General features: G+C 69.1%; 16 protein-coding genes. 9 read left to right on the forward strand and 7 right to left on the reverse strand.

Features of this window, described 5'->3' with window-relative positions; genetic code table 11:
• Positions 1–16 precede the first annotated feature (16 nt).
• From gyrB to dnaA, 6 genes are all read right to left on the reverse strand, one after another.
• A complete protein-coding gene (gyrB, locus tag AB0G59_RS13380) occupies positions 17–2,062 on the reverse strand; it encodes a DNA topoisomerase (ATP-hydrolyzing) subunit B (RefSeq protein ID WP_360911058.1) in 2,046 nt (681 codons plus the stop codon).
• 332 nt (positions 2,063–2,394) lie between these two features.
• On the reverse strand, positions 2,395–2,940 hold the full coding sequence (locus AB0G59_RS13385; RefSeq protein ID WP_360911060.1) for a DciA family protein: 546 nt from the start codon (positions 2,938–2,940) through the stop codon (positions 2,395–2,397).
• Positions 2,937–4,061, reverse strand: a complete 1,125-nt coding sequence (recF, locus tag AB0G59_RS13390) for a DNA replication/repair protein RecF (protein ID WP_071966160.1) — start codon at positions 4,059–4,061, stop codon at positions 2,937–2,939. Before recF ends, AB0G59_RS13385 begins: the two co-directional genes overlap by 4 nt.
• Before the next feature lie 34 nt (positions 4,062–4,095).
• Complete coding sequence (gene gnd, locus AB0G59_RS13395; protein WP_071966159.1) at positions 4,096–4,974, reverse strand: phosphogluconate dehydrogenase (NAD(+)-dependent, decarboxylating); 879 nt, start codon at positions 4,972–4,974, stop codon at positions 4,096–4,098.
• Positions 4,975–5,110: 136 nt separating this feature from the next.
• Positions 5,111–6,241 carry a DNA polymerase III subunit beta gene (dnaN, locus tag AB0G59_RS13400; RefSeq protein ID WP_360911063.1) on the reverse strand — a complete coding sequence of 377 codons (1,131 nt, stop codon included), beginning with the start codon at positions 6,239–6,241 and terminating at the stop codon, positions 5,111–5,113.
• 847 nt (positions 6,242–7,088) lie between these two features.
• A complete protein-coding gene (dnaA, locus tag AB0G59_RS13405; RefSeq protein ID WP_360911065.1) occupies positions 7,089–8,912 on the reverse strand; it encodes a chromosomal replication initiator protein DnaA in 1,824 nt (607 codons plus the stop codon).
• A gap of 425 nt (positions 8,913–9,337) precedes the next feature.
• Between dnaA and rpmH the strand changes: the two genes are divergently transcribed.
• The 9 genes from rpmH to AB0G59_RS13450 all read left to right on the forward strand — a co-directional run bounded on the left by rpmH (position 9,338) and on the right by AB0G59_RS13450 (position 16,106).
• Positions 9,338–9,475 (forward strand): 50S ribosomal protein L34, encoded by a 138-nt coding sequence (gene rpmH, locus AB0G59_RS13410; protein WP_003949374.1) that lies wholly within the window; start codon positions 9,338–9,340, stop codon positions 9,473–9,475.
• Between the two features lie 25 nt (positions 9,476–9,500).
• Positions 9,501–9,929 carry a ribonuclease P protein component gene (gene rnpA, locus AB0G59_RS13415; protein ID WP_360911067.1) on the forward strand — a complete coding sequence of 143 codons (429 nt, stop codon included), beginning with the start codon at positions 9,501–9,503 and terminating at the stop codon, positions 9,927–9,929.
• Positions 9,926–10,243, forward strand: coding sequence for a membrane protein insertion efficiency factor YidD (yidD, locus tag AB0G59_RS13420; RefSeq protein ID WP_071966153.1), 318 nt, complete (start codon positions 9,926–9,928; stop codon positions 10,241–10,243). Before rnpA ends, yidD begins: the two co-directional genes overlap by 4 nt.
• Positions 10,244–10,246: 3 nt before the next feature.
• Entirely contained in the window at positions 10,247–11,341 is a 1,095-nt protein-coding gene (gene yidC / locus AB0G59_RS13425) for a membrane protein insertase YidC (RefSeq protein WP_360911070.1), read from the forward strand.
• Positions 11,341–11,868, forward strand: coding sequence for a R3H domain-containing nucleic acid-binding protein (locus AB0G59_RS13430; protein WP_071966149.1), 528 nt, complete (start codon positions 11,341–11,343; stop codon positions 11,866–11,868). Before yidC ends, AB0G59_RS13430 begins: the two co-directional genes overlap by 1 nt.
• A 136-nt stretch (positions 11,869–12,004) precedes the next feature.
• Complete coding sequence (rsmG, locus tag AB0G59_RS13435) at positions 12,005–12,721, forward strand: 16S rRNA (guanine(527)-N(7))-methyltransferase RsmG (protein ID WP_071966148.1); 717 nt, start codon at positions 12,005–12,007, stop codon at positions 12,719–12,721.
• A gap of 284 nt (positions 12,722–13,005) precedes the next feature.
• Positions 13,006–14,058, forward strand: coding sequence for a ParA family protein (locus AB0G59_RS13440; protein ID WP_360911073.1), 1,053 nt, complete (start codon positions 13,006–13,008; stop codon positions 14,056–14,058).
• Positions 14,055–15,176 (forward strand): ParB/RepB/Spo0J family partition protein, encoded by a 1,122-nt coding sequence (locus AB0G59_RS13445; RefSeq protein WP_360911075.1) that lies wholly within the window; start codon positions 14,055–14,057, stop codon positions 15,174–15,176. Before AB0G59_RS13440 ends, AB0G59_RS13445 begins: the two co-directional genes overlap by 4 nt.
• Before the next feature lie 312 nt (positions 15,177–15,488).
• Positions 15,489–16,106 carry a GNAT family N-acetyltransferase gene (locus AB0G59_RS13450; protein WP_360911077.1) on the forward strand — a complete coding sequence of 206 codons (618 nt, stop codon included), beginning with the start codon at positions 15,489–15,491 and terminating at the stop codon, positions 16,104–16,106.
• A 117-nt stretch (positions 16,107–16,223) separates the two neighbouring features.
• On the opposite strand, the gene trxA is transcribed toward AB0G59_RS13450, so the two are convergent.
• Positions 16,224–16,556 carry a thioredoxin gene (gene trxA, locus AB0G59_RS13455; protein ID WP_360911079.1) on the reverse strand — a complete coding sequence of 111 codons (333 nt, stop codon included), beginning with the start codon at positions 16,554–16,556 and terminating at the stop codon, positions 16,224–16,226.
• Between the last annotated feature and the right edge of the window lie 28 nt (positions 16,557–16,584).

Raw genomic sequence — 16,584 nt, forward strand, 5'->3', positions numbered from 1 at the left:
TCGTGGGCCGACAGGCTCAGATGTCGAGGAAGCGGACGTCCTTGGCGTTGCGCTGGATGAAGGAGCGCCGTGCCTCGACGTCCTCGCCCATGAGCACCGAGAACAGGTCGTCCGCCTGCGCCGCGTCGTCCAGGGTGACCTGGCCGAGAACGCGGTGGTCGACGTCCATGGTGGTGACGCGCAGCTCCTCGGCGTTCATCTCGCCGAGACCCTTGAAGCGCTGGACCGAGTCGTCCTTGATCCGCTTGCCGTTCTCCCGGCCGAGCTGGATCAGCGCGTCGCGCTCGCGGTCGGAGTAGGCGTACTCGAAGTCGTCCCGGCCCCACTTGATCTTGTACAGCGGGGGGCGGGAGAGGTAGACGTGCCCGGCCTCGACCAGCGGCCGCATAAAGCGGAAGAGGAAGGTGAGCAGCAGGGTGTTGATGTGCTGACCGTCGACGTCGGCGTCCGCCATCAGGATGATCTTGTGATAGCGGAGCTTCGAGATGTCGAAGTCCTCGTGCACACCGGTGCCGAAGGCGGAGATGAGCGCCTGGACCTCGGTGTTCTGCAGGATCTTGTCGACGCGCGCCTTCTCGACGTTGAGGATCTTGCCTCGGATCGGGAGGATCGCCTGGTACTGCGGGTTGCGGCCGGACTTGGCCGAGCCGCCGGCGGAGTCACCCTCGACGATGAAGATCTCGCACTTGGTCGGGTCGTTCGACTGGCAGTCGCTGAGCTTGCCCGGCAGCGACGCCGTCTCGAGCAGGCCCTTGCGGCGGGTCAGGTCGCGCGCCTTGCGGGCGGCCACGCGGGCGGTCGCCGCCTGGATGCCCTTGCGGATGATGTCCGCGGCCTCGTTGGGGTTGCGGTCCAGCCAGTCCGTGAGGTGCTCGTGGACGACCTTCTGGACGAAGGTCTTGGCCTCGGTGTTGCCCAGCTTGGTCTTCGTCTGGCCCTCGAACTGCGGCTCGCCGAGCTTGACGGAGATGATCGCGGTCAGACCCTCGCGGATGTCCTCACCCGTGAGGTTGTCGTCCTTCTCGCGGAGCAGCTTCTTGTCGCGGGCGTAACGGTTGATCAGACCCGTCAGCGCGGCGCGGAAGCCCTCCTCGTGGGTACCGCCCTCATGGGTGTGGATGGTGTTGGCGAAGCTGTAGACGCCCTCGCTGTACTGGCTGTTCCACTGCATCGCGATCTCGACCGAGAGCATGCGCTCCTTGTCCTCGGCCTCGACGTCGATGACGGTCGGGTGGATCAGCTCGCCCTTGCGCGAGTTGAGGTACGTCACGAAGTCGACGATGCCGCCCTCGTAGTGGTACCCCACCGACAGCGGCTTGCCCTCCTCGTCGACGTGGTCGGCGCGGAGGTCGGTCAGCGAGATGCGCAGGCCCTTGTTGAGGAAGGCCATCTCCTGGAAGCGCCGCGAGAGCGTCTCGAAGGAGTACTCGGTGGTCTCGAAGATGTCGCCGTCGGCCCAGAAGGTGACCGAGGTGCCCGTCTCGTCGGTCGCCTCGTTCTGCTGGAGGGGGGCCGTGGGGACGCCGAGCTTGTAGTCCTGCGTCCAGCGGAAGCCGTCGGTCTTGACCTCGACCGCGACGCGCGTCGACAGGGCGTTGACGACCGAGACGCCGACGCCGTGCAGACCACCGGAGACGGCGTAGCCGCCGCCGCCGAACTTGCCGCCCGCGTGCAGGACGGTCAGCACGACCTCGACGGCGGGCTTGCCCTCGGAGGGGACGATGCCGACCGGGATGCCTCGGCCGTTGTCCACGACGCGCACACCGCCGTCGGGCAGGATCGTCACGTCGATGGTGTCGGCGTGGCCGGCCATGGCCTCGTCGACGGAGTTGTCCACGACCTCTTGGACGAGGTGGTGCAGGCCCCGCTCGCCGGTGGAGCCGATGTACATACCGGGCCGCTTGCGGACCGCGTCCAGGCCCTCCAGAACGGTGATCGCACTGGCGTCGTACGACGTCTCGCCGACAGCGGCGCCGGTCACGGCGTCCGCTGCCTGGGAGGGGGTGGTGTTCTCGTTGGGGTTGCCGGAATCGGCCACGAAGCGCCCTTTCTGGCACAGCACAGGCCTTCCCTGCTGCGGCGGGGGTTTCCGGGGCAGGCAGGAGGCTGCGTCGTTCAGCGGTTGTCCACGAGTCCCGCGATCCGGCGGGATTACTACCAGTGTACCGGTGGCGCTGACATGAATGGGGGTTTGGCGGTGCCTGAGTCCTCACGTGCCGCCCTGAACCGGCATCAGCCGACTCCCTATATGCGGCCCGGGGCTCCAAGAGGCTCACAGCGGCACTCAGCGCTTCGGGCTGTCAACCGCCCGCAACCGTGAGCGCAGTCTCAGCCGTCCGCAGGCGTCACTGGCTTCACCGCCGGAGCGGCCGGGGGTGCGCGCGGGCCACCGGATCACCCGTAGGTGTCGCCCGGTCCCATGCTCCCGGGGGCGCGCAGCTGCCCGTACCGGCGCCCGGGGCCGCCGGGCCCCAGCACCTTGATCAGCTTCACGGTTCCCTGGCCGAGGTCGGCGTTCAGCCGGGCCACGAGCTGGGGCGCCAGCAGCCGCAGCTGGGTCGCCCACGCCGTCGAGTCGCACTGCACCGTCAGCACCCGGGCGTCCTCGTCGTAGGCCTGCGGCTCGCAGTGCAGGGCCACCTCCGGGCCCACCATCTGCGGCCAGCGGCCCATCACGCCGCCCACCGCCGCGGGCTTCTCCCAGCCCCGCTCGGTGATCAGCCGGTTGATCGCGGCGCCCAGCGGCAGCGGATCGCGCCCGTCGGCGCGCGCGCCGGAGCGCAGGCCGCCGCGGCGCGCCTGCTTCTTCTGCTGCGCCGCGTTGCCCCGCGCCCGCGCCTGCTCCTTGGCGGCCCGCAGCGCCACGCGCGCCAGGTCCACGCCGGAGGGCTCGGGCGCCTTGGCCGGCTGCGGGGCGCTCTGCTCGGGACGGTCGCTCATACGCGTTCGACCCTGCCCTCCGCGACCGCGTACCGCGCGCCCACCAGCACGCCCGGTACGTCGTCGTCCACGGCCGCCGTCACCAGCACCTGCTCACCCGGGGCGACCAGCTCGGCCAGCCGCTCCCGGCGCCGGGCGTCCAGCTCCGCGAAGACGTCGTCCAGCACCAGCACCGGCTCGTTGCCCTCCGAGCGCAGCAGCTCGTACGAGGCCAGGCGCAGCGCCAGCGCGTACGACCAGGACTCGCCGTGGCTGGCGTAGCCCTTGGCCGGCAGCGGGCCGAGCCTGAGGAGCAGCTCGTCGCGGTGCGGGCCGACCAGCGTCACGCCGCGCTCGATCTCCTGCTTGCGCGCCTCGGCCAGGGCCGCGAGCAGCACCTCGTAGAGCTCCTCGCGGGTGTGGACGCCCTCGATGCCGGCGGGGCCGCGGTAGTCGAAGGAGACCGGGCCGCCGCCGGGCGCCAGCTGCTCGTAGGCCTTGTCGGCCAGCGGCCGCAGCGTGGCTATCAGGTCCAGCCGGCGCGCGAGCAGCTCGGCGCCCGCCCGGGCCAGGTGCTGGTCCCAGATGTCGAGCGTGGACAGGTCCATGCCGCGGCCGCCGTGGCGGCGGGCCATCGCGGCGGACTTCAGGAGGGTGTTGCGCTGCTTGAGGACGCGCTCGTAGTCGGAGCGCACGCCCGCCATGCGGGGGGAGCGGGCGGTGATCAGTTCGTCCAGGAAGCGGCGGCGCTCCCCGGGGTCGCCCTTGACCAGCGCCAGGTCCTCGGGGGCGAACAGGACCGTGCGGACGATGCCGAGCACGTCGCGCGGTCTGACCTGGGAGGAACGATTGATCCGGGCCCGGTTGGCGCGGCCGGGGTTGAGCTCCAGCTCGATCAGCTGCTGTCGCTCGTCCTGGACGACCGAGGCGCGGATGACCGCCCGGTCGGCGCCCATGCGGACCAGGGGCGCGTCGGAGGAGACCCGGTGGCTGCCGAGCGTCGCCAGATAGCCGACCGCCTCGACGAGGTTGGTCTTGCCCTGGCCGTTGGGGCCCACGAAGGCCGTGACGCCCGGGTCGAGCGGAACCTCGGCCCGGGCGTACGAGCGGAAGTCGGCCAGCGACAGATGCGAAACGTGCATGGGTGTGCGCCGACCTCCCCGGCTGCTGCGGGTCTTACTTCTTGCTCTCGACCGCGTGGCCACCGAACTGGTTGCGCAGCGCGGCGATCATCTTCATCTGCGGCGAGTCCTCCTGGCGGGAGGAGAAGCGGGCGAACAGGGACGCCGTGATCGCGGGGAGCGGCACGGCGTTGTCGATGGCGGCCTCGACGGTCCAGCGGCCCTCGCCGGAGTCGGCGGCGAAGCCGCGCAGGCCGTCCAGGTGCTCGTCCTCGTCGAGGGCGTTGACGGCCAGGTCGAGCAGCCAGGAGCGGATGACCGTGCCCTCCTGCCAGCTGCGGAAGACCTCGCGCACGTCGGTGACGGAGTCGACCTTCTCCAGGAGCTCCCAGCCCTCGGCGTAGGCCTGCATCATCGCGTACTCGATGCCGTTGTGGACCATCTTGGCGAAGTGGCCCGCACCGACCTTGCCGGCGTGGACGGAGCCGAAGTCGCCCTCGGGCTTGAGCGCGTCGAAGATGGGCTGGACCTTCGCGACGTTCTCGGCGTCGCCGCCGTACATCAGGGCGTAGCCGTTCTCCAGGCCCCAGACACCGCCGGAGACGCCGCAGTCGACGAAGCCGATGCCCTTGGCGGCGAGCTCCTCGGCGTGCTTCTCGTCGTCGGTCCAGCGGGAGTTTCCGCCGTCGACGACGATGTCACCCGGGGAGAGCAGCTCGCCGAGCTCGTCGATGGTGGACTGGGTCGCGTCGCCCGCGGGGACCATGACCCACACGACGCGCGGACCCTGCAGGGAATCCACAAGGTCCTTGAGGCTGTGGACATCCGCGAGGTCGCGGTTGCGGTCGTATCCGATGACGGTGTGGCCTGCGCGGCGGATGCGCTCGCGCATGTTGCCGCCCATCTTGCCAAGGCCGACGAGACCGAGCTCCATCAGTGATCCTTAAGTGCCGTAGTCGTGCGAGGTGTACCGGAGGTACCTGCTCCGAGCCTACGCCCGAGGGTTTGTGCACACCTGTGGACCGGGGGCGCTCATCGGGTGAGCGGCCCCCGGGCAGGGGCGGCCCGCCTCAGCCGGACAGCCGCACCGGCATGATCAGGTACTTGTAGGCGTCGTTCGCCTCGGCGTCCAGGGCGGGCTTGCCGCTGAGCAGCGCGGGCTTGGTGGACGTGGTGAAGGACAGCTGGGCGACCGGGGAGTCGATCGCGGAGAGGCCCTCCAGCAGGAAGCCGGGGTTGAACGCGATCGAGATGTCGTCGCCCTCGAGGTTGGCGTCGACCCTTTCCACAGCCTGTGCGTCGTCGCTGGAGCCGGCCTCGAGGATGAGGACGCCCTGCTCGAAGCTGAGGCGGACCGGGGTGTTGCGCTCGGCGACGAGCGCGACGCGCTTGACGGCCTCGACGAACGGGGCGGTCTCGATCACGGCGACGGAGTTGAACTCGGTCGGGAAGAGCGTGCGGTACTTCGGCAGGTCGCCCTCGAGCAGACGGGTGGTCGTACGACGGCCGGCGCCCTCGAAGCCGATCAGGCCCTCGCCGGCACCGGAGCCGGACAGGGCGATCGAGACGGTGTCGCCGCCGCTGAGCGACTTGGCGGTCTCCAGCAGCGTCTTGGCGGGCACCAGGGCGACGGCGGAGATGTCCGGGGTCTCCGGCTTCCACATGAACTCGCGGACCGCGAAGCGGTAGCGGTCGGTGGAGGCCAGGGTGACGGTGTCGCCCTCGATCTCGATGCGGACACCGGTGAGCACGGGCAGCGTGTCGTCGCGGCCGGCGGCGATGGCGACCTGGGCGGCGGCCGAGGCGAAGACCTCGCCCGGGACCGTGCCGGTGGCGGTGGGCATCTGGGGCAGGGCCGGGTATTCCTCCACAGGCAGGGTGTGGAGTGTGAATCGCGAGGAGCCGCAGACGACGGTGACGCGCACGCCGTCGGTGGAGATCTCCACAGGCCTGTTGGGAAGTGCGCGGCAGATGTCGGCGAGGAGGCGGCCGGAGACGAGGACGGTGCCGTCCTCCTCCACATCGGCCTCGACCGAGACCCGGGCGGAGACCTCGTAGTCGAAGCCGGACAGGCTCAGGGAGCCGTCCTCCGCCTTGAGCAGCAGGCCCGCGAGGACCGGTACCGGCGGACGGGCCGGGAGGCTGCGGGCCGCCCAGGCCACTGCCTCCGCGAGTACATCGCGCTCCACCCGGATCTTCACCGGAACCGCCTCCTGCTTGTTGCTGGCTCGCCCTGCTGGCTTCTTCGTCGGCTGAGTTGCCGGAGACCAGTCTGACGCACGCCGCTGACAGTCGGTGCGGCCGGCGGTCAAGTCGAGGTCCGGGGCGTGGCGCGGCCCGCGGCCGAGTTGTGCACAGGACCCACTTCGAAGCGAGTTTCCCGGTAGATCTCTGTGGTCGTAGTAGTAGGGCCTGTGGAAACCGTGGAAAACTTCCTTTGCCCAGGTCAGGCCGGATTTTTTGTCCACCGAGCCTGTGGGTGGGGGCAGTGGAAAACCGGGGGCTTCTGTGGACCGCGAAAAGTTCTGCACACCCGGTGCACAGGCAGGGCGCACTTCTCCCCAGGCCTGTCCCCAGCTTTACCCACGTTGCCCACAGCCCAATCCGGCATCTTGGTGTGACGGCTTTCACTCGGTGCGGTGACCTTCGGCGTTTCGTTGCCGAACAGTGGACAGGGATGTGGAAAGGCTGTGTATAACACCGGTCCTCCTGTGGGCGGCCGGTGGACAACGGCCGGGGCGGTTGTGGGCGGACCGTCCGTCCACAGGCTGTGGAGCGCCGTTTGCCACAAATCCCCAGCCCGCTGACCTCGGCTGATGGCATATCAACAGCCCGGCCTGTGGACATGATCTGGATAACTTCCCGGTCCCCAGGGTGTGGACGGTGGACGACGCCAGAATCTGTGGAGAACCCCCAGGTCAGAGCCCATATTCGAACAGACTGGGGAGTGCGCGGCGCGGTGCGGTCGCCGTCGACGGGCCCCGGGAACGCCGAAGGGCGCCCCGGGAAGCGTCCCGAAGCGCCCTCAGACGGCCCTCGCCGGCCCTGTCAGCCGTTCTTGATGCGGTTCGTCAGCTCGGTCACCTGGTTGTAGATGGAGCGTCGTTCGGCCATCAGCGCCCGGATCTTGCGGTCCGCGTGCATCACGGTCGTGTGGTCACGGCCGCCGAACTGGGCGCCGATCTTCGGCAGGGAGAGGTCCGTCAGCTCGCGGCAGAGGTACATCGCGATCTGCCGGGCCGTCACCAGCACCCGGCTGCGCGAGGCTCCGCACAGGTCCTCGACGGTGTGCCCGAAGTAGTCGGCGGTCGCCGCCATGATGGCCGGCGCCGTGATCTCCGGGGAGGCGTCCTCGCCGCCCGGGATCAGGTCCTTCAGGACGATCTCGGTCAGGCCCAGGTCCACCGGCTGCCGGTTCAGGCTCGCGAAGGCCGTCACCCGGATGAGGGCGCCCTCCAGCTCGCGGATGTTGCGCGAGATGCGGGACGCGATGAACTCCAGCACCTCCGGCGGCGCGTTGAGCTGCTCCTGGACCGCCTTCTTGCGCAGGATCGCGATCCGGGTCTCGAGCTCGGGCGGCTGCACATCCGTGATCAGGCCCCACTCGAAGCGGTTGCGGAGCCGGTCCTCGAGGGTCACCAGCTGCTTGGGCGGCCGGTCCGAGGAGAGCACGATCTGCTTGTTGGCGTTGTGCAGGGTGTTGAACGTGTGGAAGAACTCCTCCTGCGTCGACTCCTTGCTCGCGAGGAACTGGATGTCGTCGACCAGCAGGATGTCCATGTCGCGGTAGCGCTTGCGGAACGCGTCCGCCTTGCCGTCGCGGATGGAGTTGATGAACTCGTTGGTGAACTCCTCGGAGCTCACGTAGCGCACCCGCGTACCCGGGTAGAGGCTGCGCGCGTAGTGCCCGATGGCATGCAGCAGGTGCGTCTTGCCGAGCCCGGACTCCCCGTAGATGAACAGGGGGTTGTACGCCTTGGCCGGCGCCTCGGCCACCGCCACGGCCGCCGCGTGCGCGAAGCGGTTGGACGCGCCGATGACGAAGGTGTCGAAGAGGTACTTCGGGTTCAGCCGTGCCGTCGGCTCGGCCGCCCCCGTCGAGGACGCGGAGGACGAAGAGCCGCTGGAACGGTCGGACGGCGAGCCGGACGGGCCGCCGCGGGAGGGGCCGTCGGGCAGCTCCCGGCGCTGCTCGTACGCCGACCGCTCGCCCTGGCCCGGGGAGCGGTAGTCCGGCTGCTGCTGCTCGTACTGCGAGGCGTAGGGGTCGCGCTCGGACTCGGCGAAGGAGCCCAGGCGCGGCTGCTGCCAGCCATAGTCGCCGCGGTCGGGCGCGGCCGGTCCGGGGGGCGCCGAGTGGCGCGGCCAGGCGCCCGGGTCGGTCCGGGGCTGCTGGTAGTCGGGGTAGGCGGGGCGTACGGACGGCAGCTCGTCGGAGCCGGGGCGGCCGCCGTAGCTCTCGCGGCCGTCGTAGCCGCCGTGGCTGTCATAGCCCTCGTAGGCGTCACGGCCCTGCCCGGGGCCCGGACGCTGGCCGGGCTGGTGCTGGGGGCGCTCCTGGGCCTGGGGAGGGCCCTGAGGCGCGGGGGGCTCGCCCGCGGACTCGTCGACGGTGATCGCGATCCGGATGGGGCGGCCGCACTCGCGGCTGAGGGTCTCGCTGACGATCGGCGCCAGCCGGCCCTCCAGGACGCCCTTGGCGAACTCGTTGGGCACGGCCAGCAGGGCCGTGTCGGCCACCAGGGCCAACGGCTGGCACCGCTTGATCCAGTGCTCGTCCTTGCTCTCCACGCCCTGGCCTCGCCCCTCACCGAGGAGCTGTTCGAGCACGCGCGGCCACACTGCGGCAAGATCGGCGGGCAGGTCAGCCACAGGGCACGCTCTCTCAGTCACGGGTCAGGGGGGCGCCCCGGAGTCCCACGAATGTGTGGTTCTCGGGACGTGCGGGAAGGATTCAGAGTTCAGCCACGGTAGTCAGGCCGAGGTGTACGGTTCAAGTCGTTGTCCACAGGGTGTGTACAAATGTGCCATGGGTCGGCACGTGGTGTCGGCTCGGCCCTGAGGGAAGCTACGGTGTATGCCTGGTGCACTGCCGGTTTGACCGGATGGCGTAACCGCGCGTACCGTGACCAGGTCGAGTTGTCGATGGCTGCTGCCGCCTGCCTCCGATGGGCAAAGATCGCGATCGTATCTGATCGTGATCGTGAAGCGGTGCACTTGGGCGTATTGCGAGCTTCTCGTGGGCGCACGGTGACAGCCAGGCGATGTCCCGCCATCAATATTTCTGGAGTCCCCGAGTGAGCAAGCGCACCTTCCAGCCGAACAACCGCCGCCGCGCGAAGACCCACGGCTTCCGCCTGCGCATGCGCACCCGTGCCGGCCGCGCGATCCTCGCGTCCCGCCGTGGCAAGGGTCGCGCCCGCCTGTCGGCCTGACCGGCCTGACGGCAAGGTCCAGGTCGTGCTGCCTTCCGAGTCTCGGCTGAGGCGGCGCGAGGACTTTGCGACCGCGGTTCGCCGAGGACGCAGGGCCGGGCGCCCGCTCCTCGTCGTCCACCTACGCAGCGGTACAACGGACCCGCACACGCCGGGGGGGAACGTCCCCTCGGTGCGTGCGGGTTTCGTCGTGAGCAAGGCCGTCGGCGGTGCCGTGGTCCGCAATCTCGTCAAGCGGCGCCTGCGCCACCTCATGCGTGACCGGCTGGATCAGCTGCCCGCCGGTAGCCTGGTGGTGGTGCGAGCCCTGCCCGGCGCGGGTGAGGCGGACCATGAGCAGCTGGCCCGCGATCTCGATACCGCGCTGCAGCGGCTGCTGGGAGGGGCGCCGCGAAGCAATCCCCCGGGGGGTGACCCCCGGAACCCCGGTCACCCGGGAGGGAGCGCACAGTGAAGTACCCGCTGCTGTGGTTGATCAAGCTCTACCAGTGGACCATCAGCCCCTTGCTGGGCCCGGTCTGCAAGTACTACCCGTCGTGCTCGCACTACGGCTACAAGGCCATTGACGTGCATGGCGCGGTCAAAGGAACGGCGCTGACGGCCTGGCGCATCCTGCGCTGCAACCCGTGGTCGCTCGGTGGCGTCGACCACGTCCCTCCCCGGAAGCGTCCGGTCTGGCACCAGCGGCTGAGGAGCCGACTGGGTGGGCACCCCGCCGAGGGGCCCACCGCACAGCCCGAGACTCAGCCCAACGCCCAAGGAGCCTGATTCGTGGACACGATCCTGAATCCTCTCTATTACGCCGTTTCCTGGATCATCGTCCAGTTTCACTCGTTCTTCAGCCTGATCTTCAACAAGGACAGCGGCGCGGCGTGGGGTCTGTCCATCGTCTCGCTGGTGGTGCTGATCCGTATCTGCCTGATCCCGCTCTTCGTGAAGCAGATCAAGGCCACGCGGAACATGCAGGCGCTCCAGCCGAAGATGAAGGCGATCCAGGAGCGCTACAAGAGCGACAAGCAGCGCCAGTCCGAAGAGATGATGAAGCTCTACAAGGAGTCGGGCACCAACCCGCTCTCGAGCTGCCTCCCGATTCTGGCGCAGTCGCCCTTCTTCATCGCCCTGTACCAGGTGCTGAACAAGATCGCCGGTGGGCACGAGGTCGGCGTCCTGGACCAGGAGCTGGTGGACAGCGCCCGTAGAGCGCACATCTTCGGCGCCCCGATCGCGTCGAAGTTCATGGACAGCGCGAGCAAGGTCGAGTCCCTCGGTTCCACGCTGACCGACGTCCGCGTGGTCACGGTCATCATGATCGTCCTGATGTCGCTGTCGCAGTTCTACACGCAGCGCCAGCTGATGACGAAGAACGTCGACCTCACGGTGAAGACGCCGTTCATGCAGCAGCAGAAGATGCTGATGTACGTCTTCCCGATCATGTTCGCCGTCTTCGGCATCAACTTCCCGGTCGGTGTCCTCGTCTACTGGCTGACCACCAACGTGTGGACCCTGGGCCAGCAGATGTTCGTCATCCGCCGCAACCCCACCCCGGGCAGCCTCGCCTACACCCAGCGCCAGGAGCGCCTGCGGGCCAAGGGCAAGCTGAAGGAGGACCCGGCGGAGGTCGAGGCCCGCAAGGCCGTCGAGGCCGCCCGTGCGGCCCGTCAGCAGCCCAAGCGCCAGACGAAGGCCAAGCGCCAGGTCGCCGGCACGGCCCAGCCCGTCGGGGACACCAAGAAGACCTCGCTGGAGAAGGACCGGGACGACCAGCCGGGTGACGCCAAGTCCAAGCAGGGCGGCACCTCCCGCAGCGCCAAGTCCGGACAGCGCAAGGGCGGCCCGCAGCGGCCCAAGCACCCGTCGAAGAAGTAATGAAGGAGTCCACCGTGACGGAGACGCAGCCCCAGACCGCCGCCGAGGGCACCGACACGCTGTCCCGCCTCGAGCAGGAGGGCGAGATCGCCGCCGATTACCTCGAGGGGCTGCTGGACATCGCCGACCTCGACGGCGACATCGACATGGACGTCGAAGCGGACCGCGCCTCGGTGTCGATCATCAGCGACTCCACCAGCCGTGACCTGCAGAAGCTGGTGGGCCGCGACGGTGAGGTCCTGGAGGCCCTCCAGGAGCTGACCCGGCTCGCGGTGAACCGGGAGACCGGCGACCGCAGCCGTCTCATGCTCGACATCGCCGGTTTCCGGGCGCGCAAGCGCGAGGAGCTGGCCGAGATCGGTGCCAAGGCCGCCCAGGAGGCCAAGAGCACCGGTCAGCCCGTCAAGCTGGACCCGATGACCCCCTTCGAGCGCAAGGTCGTCCACGACGCGGTGGCCGCGGCCGGCCTGAGCAGCGAGTCCGAGGGCGAGGAGCCGCAGCGCCGAGTGGTCGTCCTCCCGGCCTGATCTGTCGCACTTCCAGGTGTGTACGGCCCCGTCTGCTCGCAGGCGGGGCCGATCCTTGTCAGCCTGATATTCAGATTCCGGCGTTCACAGCGGACGTCGGAGTTCCACCCAACGTTGTACGGAAGGACGGTTCCCCGTGGAAGAGGCAGCGGAGCTCCCCCCGGCGCCCGCGGCGGCGCGGGCGGTATTCGGTGACCGCTTTCCGGAGGCCGTCCGCTACGCGGAACTGCTCGCTGACGCGGGTGTGAAGCGTGGACTGATCGGCCCCCGTGAGGTCCCCCGCCTGTGGGAGCGCCACCTGCTGAACTGTGCGGTGCTCTCCGAGGCCGTGCCGGACGGCGTCTCGGTGTGCGACGTGGGCTCGGGCGCCGGTCTGCCCGGTATCCCGCTGGCCCTCGTCCGCCCGGACCTGCAGATCACCCTGCTCGAGCCGCTGCTGCGCCGCACGACCTTCCTGCAGGAGGTCGTGGAGCTGCTCGGCCTGGACCACGTCACGGTGGTCCGCGGCCGGGCCGAGGAGATGCTGGGCAAGGTCGATCCGGTGCACGTGGTCACCGCCCGGGCCGTCGCGCCCCTGGACCGGCTGGCCGGCTGGGGCGTGCCGCTGCTGCGCCCCTACGGCGAGATGCTGGCGCTCAAGGGGGACACGGCGGAGGAGGAGCTCCAGGGCGCCCGTGCCGCACTGAGCAAGCTCGGTGTCGTACGGACCTCGGTGCTCCAGGTCGGCGAGGGCGTGGTGGAGCCGCTGTCCACCGTGGTGCGGGTCGAGGTCGGGGAGAGCCCCGGCGGGGTGCGGTTCGCCGCCAAGCGGGCCAAGGCCGCCAGGGCCGACCGCTCGCGCCGTCGTCGCTGACGCGCCGGCAGCGGATGTGAGGCATCCGAGGGGATCCCTCGGATGCAATGCTCCATACAAGCTGGCAAAACTACCCATAGCGGAGTGTCGCGGCTCGGTAGCGCGGCGTGCCGTGCATCGTGTTTCACGTGAAACATCGCTCCCTGCTGCATGGAATCATCGGCCGCAGTCGTGCGGCCTCCGCGCCGCGTGGCCGTCGGCCGGTCGAGGAAGTGGGATCGTCCACAGGCCCACGGGATTCATCCACAGGAGAACGGGCCTCGCTGGTTCGCGACCCCGAAAGCATGGCAGGCTCTGTTCATTGCGAGCCTGATGTCGAGGAGAGTGAATCCTTGCGGTCCGACGCCAACATCGCGGGGCCGATGACCGACCCGGTCCCCGGCCCCCGCCCCGCCGACTCCGAACCAGCGCCTGTCCCTGGTCCCGTCCCCGCGGTCGTGGCTGTTTCACGTGAAACGGCCCCCATGCCGATGCCGAGGCCGGAACAGACCCGGGTGATGGTGGTCGCCAACCAGAAGGGCGGGGTCGGGAAGACCACGACCACCGTGAACCTGGCCGCCTCCCTGGCGCTCCACGGCAATCGGGTGCTCGTCATCGACCTCGATCCGCAGGGCAACGCCTCGACGGCTCTGGGAATCGACCACCACGCCGATGTGCCGTCGATCTACGACGTCCTCGTGGACAACAAGAAGCTCTCCGACGTGGTGCAGCCGGTGACGGATGTGGAGGGGCTCTTCTGCGCTCCTGCCACCATCGACCTGGCGGGCGCCGAGATCGAGCTGGTCTCGCTCGTGGCCCGGGAGAGCCGGCTGGACCGGGCGATCAAGTCCTATGAGCAGCCGCTGGACTACATCCTCATCGACTGCCCGCCCTCGCTCGGCCTGCTGACGGTCAACGCACTCGTCGCCGGCGCCGAGGTGCTGATCCCCATCCAGTGCGAGTACTACGCGCTGGAAGGACTGGGCCAGCTGCTGCGCAACGTCGAGCTGGTGCGGGGGCATCTGAACCCCAAGCTCCATGTGTCGACGATCCTGCTGACGATGTACGACGGCCGAACCCGGCTCGCCTCGCAGGTCGCCGACGAGGTACGCACGCACTTCGGCCAGGAGGTGCTGCGGACCAGCATCCCGCGCTCGGTCCGCATCTCCGAGGCGCCCAGCTATGGGCAGACAGTTCTTACCTACGACCCGGGTTCCAGTGGGGCGCTGTCCTATCTGGAGGCGGCCCGGGAGATCGCGCTACGGGGGGTCGGCGTGCACTACGAAGGCGCCAGGGCTCACACGGTGGGTCGCCAGCAACAGCAAGACCAGCACAGTATGTCGGAGGGGCTTCAGTGAGTGAGCGACGTAGAGGACTGGGCCGAGGGCTCGGTGCGCTGATCCCGCCGGCACCGAAGGGCGTGGAGAAGAGCGGACCGGCCGTAGGGTCCGGCGTGACGTCCCCGACCATGGTGCCGGTGCTGACGGCGGAGCGCGGGGCGGCCGGTACGGCGACCACGATGACGGTGGACGAGGTCACCCTTCCCCGTGAAGCGCACGTGGGTGGCTCTCAGGTATATGGCTCCGTTTCACGTGAAACGGAGGCCGGGGAGCCGGTGGCGGGTGCGCACTTCGCCGAGCTGCCCCTGGACTCCATTACGCCCAACTCCCGGCAGCCTCGTAAGGTCTTCGACGACGACGCCCTCGCCGAACTGGTCACCTCCATCCGCGAGGTCGGCCTGCTTCAGCCCGTGGTGGTGCGTCAACTGGCGCCGGAGCGCTATGAGCTCATCATGGGCGAGCGTCGCTTGCGCGCCTGCCGCGAGGCCGGGCTGGAGCGGATCCCCTCCATCATCCGGGCGACGGATGACGAGAAGCTTCTGCTGGACGCGCTCCTGGAGAATCTGCACCGGGCTCAGCTGAACCCGCTGGAAGAGGCGGCCGCCTACGACCAGCTGCTCAAGGACTTCAACTGCACGCACGACGAGCTGGCGGACCGCATCGGGCGTTCGCGTCCCCAGGTCTCCAACACCCTGCGTCTACTGAAGCTCTCACCGGCCGTGCAGCGACGGGTGGCGGCCGGAGTGCTCTCCGCCGGTCACGCCCGTGCCCTGCTCTCCATCGATGATTCGGAGGAGCAGGACCGGCTCGCCCATCGCATCGTGGCCGAGGGGCTGTCGGTGCGTGCGGTGGAGGAGATCGTGACCCTGATGGGGTCGCGTCCGAAGAGCACGGGGAAGGGCAAGGGCCCCCGGGCCGGTGCCCGGGTCGCCCCCGCGCTCAGCGATCTGGCCTCGCGGCTGTCGGACCGCTTCGAGACCCGGGTGAAGGTGGACCTCGGACAGAAGAAGGGAAAGATCGTCGTCGAGTTCGCCTCGATGGATGATCTGGAGCGGATTCTGGGCACGCTGGCCCCCGGCGAGGGGCGGGTGCTGGAGCAGAAGCTCTCCGACGGGGACGGCGACAGCACGGACTAGGGACCTTTACGGCGCTCGCCTCGGGGCGGGTTGTGTTTCACGTGGAACCTTGCGTGGACACAACCCGCCCTTTGCCTTGTCCGGCTATCCGCTCAATCGACCTCCGGATACGATGCGTTGGGTATGGCACATCCACGTTGGACACAGTTCACGGAGGGGCGGGGCCATGCGAACGGTGAGCCGGACCGGACTGGTGGCAGCGGGTCTGAGCTTGGGAGCGGTCGGCGGATTCGTCGGCAGCCTTCTCAAGGAGTTCAGTGCGCTGAGCGCCGCCCGGAGCGTGGCACACGACGGAAGTGAGGAACTGGCTGCATGGGGCGACGGCTCGTACCGCTCACGCTGGACAACCTCCCGGACCTTCCCAAGCGCTGTCGTGCGTGCGTCTTCTGGGAGCTGGACCCCGTCAGCGGTGAAGCCGCGCTGAGAGCCGGACGCCCGGAGCTGGAGAAGGAAGCCTGGATCTCCGCGGTCCTGCTGGAGTGGGGCTCCTGCGGCCGTGTGGTCTACGTCGACGATGTGCCAGTGGGCTTTGTGCTCTACGCTCCCCCCGCCTATGTGCCACGCTCCACCGCGTTCCCCACCAGTCCGGTGGCCGCGGACGCCGTGCAGCTGATGACCGCCTGGCTGATGCCGGCCTACCAGGGGCAGGGCCTGGGCCGGGTGATGGTGCAGACCGTCGCCAAGGATGTGCTCCGGCGGGGCTTCAAGGCGATCGAGGCGTTCGGGGACGCCCGCTGGAAAGAGCCGGCCTGTGTGCTGCCCGCCGACCATCTTCTGGCCGTCGGCTTCAAGACGGTACGGCCGCACCCGAGCTATCCGCGGCTGCGGCTGGAACTGCGGACGGCGCTCTCCTGGAAAGAGGACGTCGAGCTGGCCCTGGACCGCCTGCTGGGCGCGGTCCAGAAGGAGCCCGCGCTGCGACCCCTCTAGGACGCCCCCCGGCCTCTGCGGGCGGCTCCGGGAAAGCGAACAGGCCCGCCCCTGGGAGAAGGACGGGCCTGTTTCACGTGAAACAGCGCCTGCTGACGCAGGCCTGCTGTGACGCGCTTACTTGGCGGCGTGGATGAAGTCGGCCAGCTCGCGCTCGAGGGCCGCCTTGGGCTTGGCGCCGACGATGGTCTGGACGACCTCGCCACCCTTGTAGACGTTGAGCGTCGGGATCGACATGACGCCGTACTTGGCGGCGGTGGTCGGGTTCTGGTCGATGTTCAGCTTGACGATCTCGATCTTGTCGCCGTACTCGGCGGAGATCGCCTCGAGCGAAGGAGCGATCTGGCGGCACGGACCGCACCACTCGGCCCAGAAGTCCACCAGGACGGGCTTGTCGCTCTTGAGGACGTCCTCGTCGAAGGACGCGTCGGTCACGGTCTTGAGAGCCACTGAGGTCTCCTTGAATCTGTTCTGCGTG

The organism is Streptomyces sp. NPDC021096 (assembly GCF_040641275.1).
Taxonomy (GTDB): Bacteria; Actinomycetota; Actinomycetes; order Streptomycetales; family Streptomycetaceae; genus Streptomyces.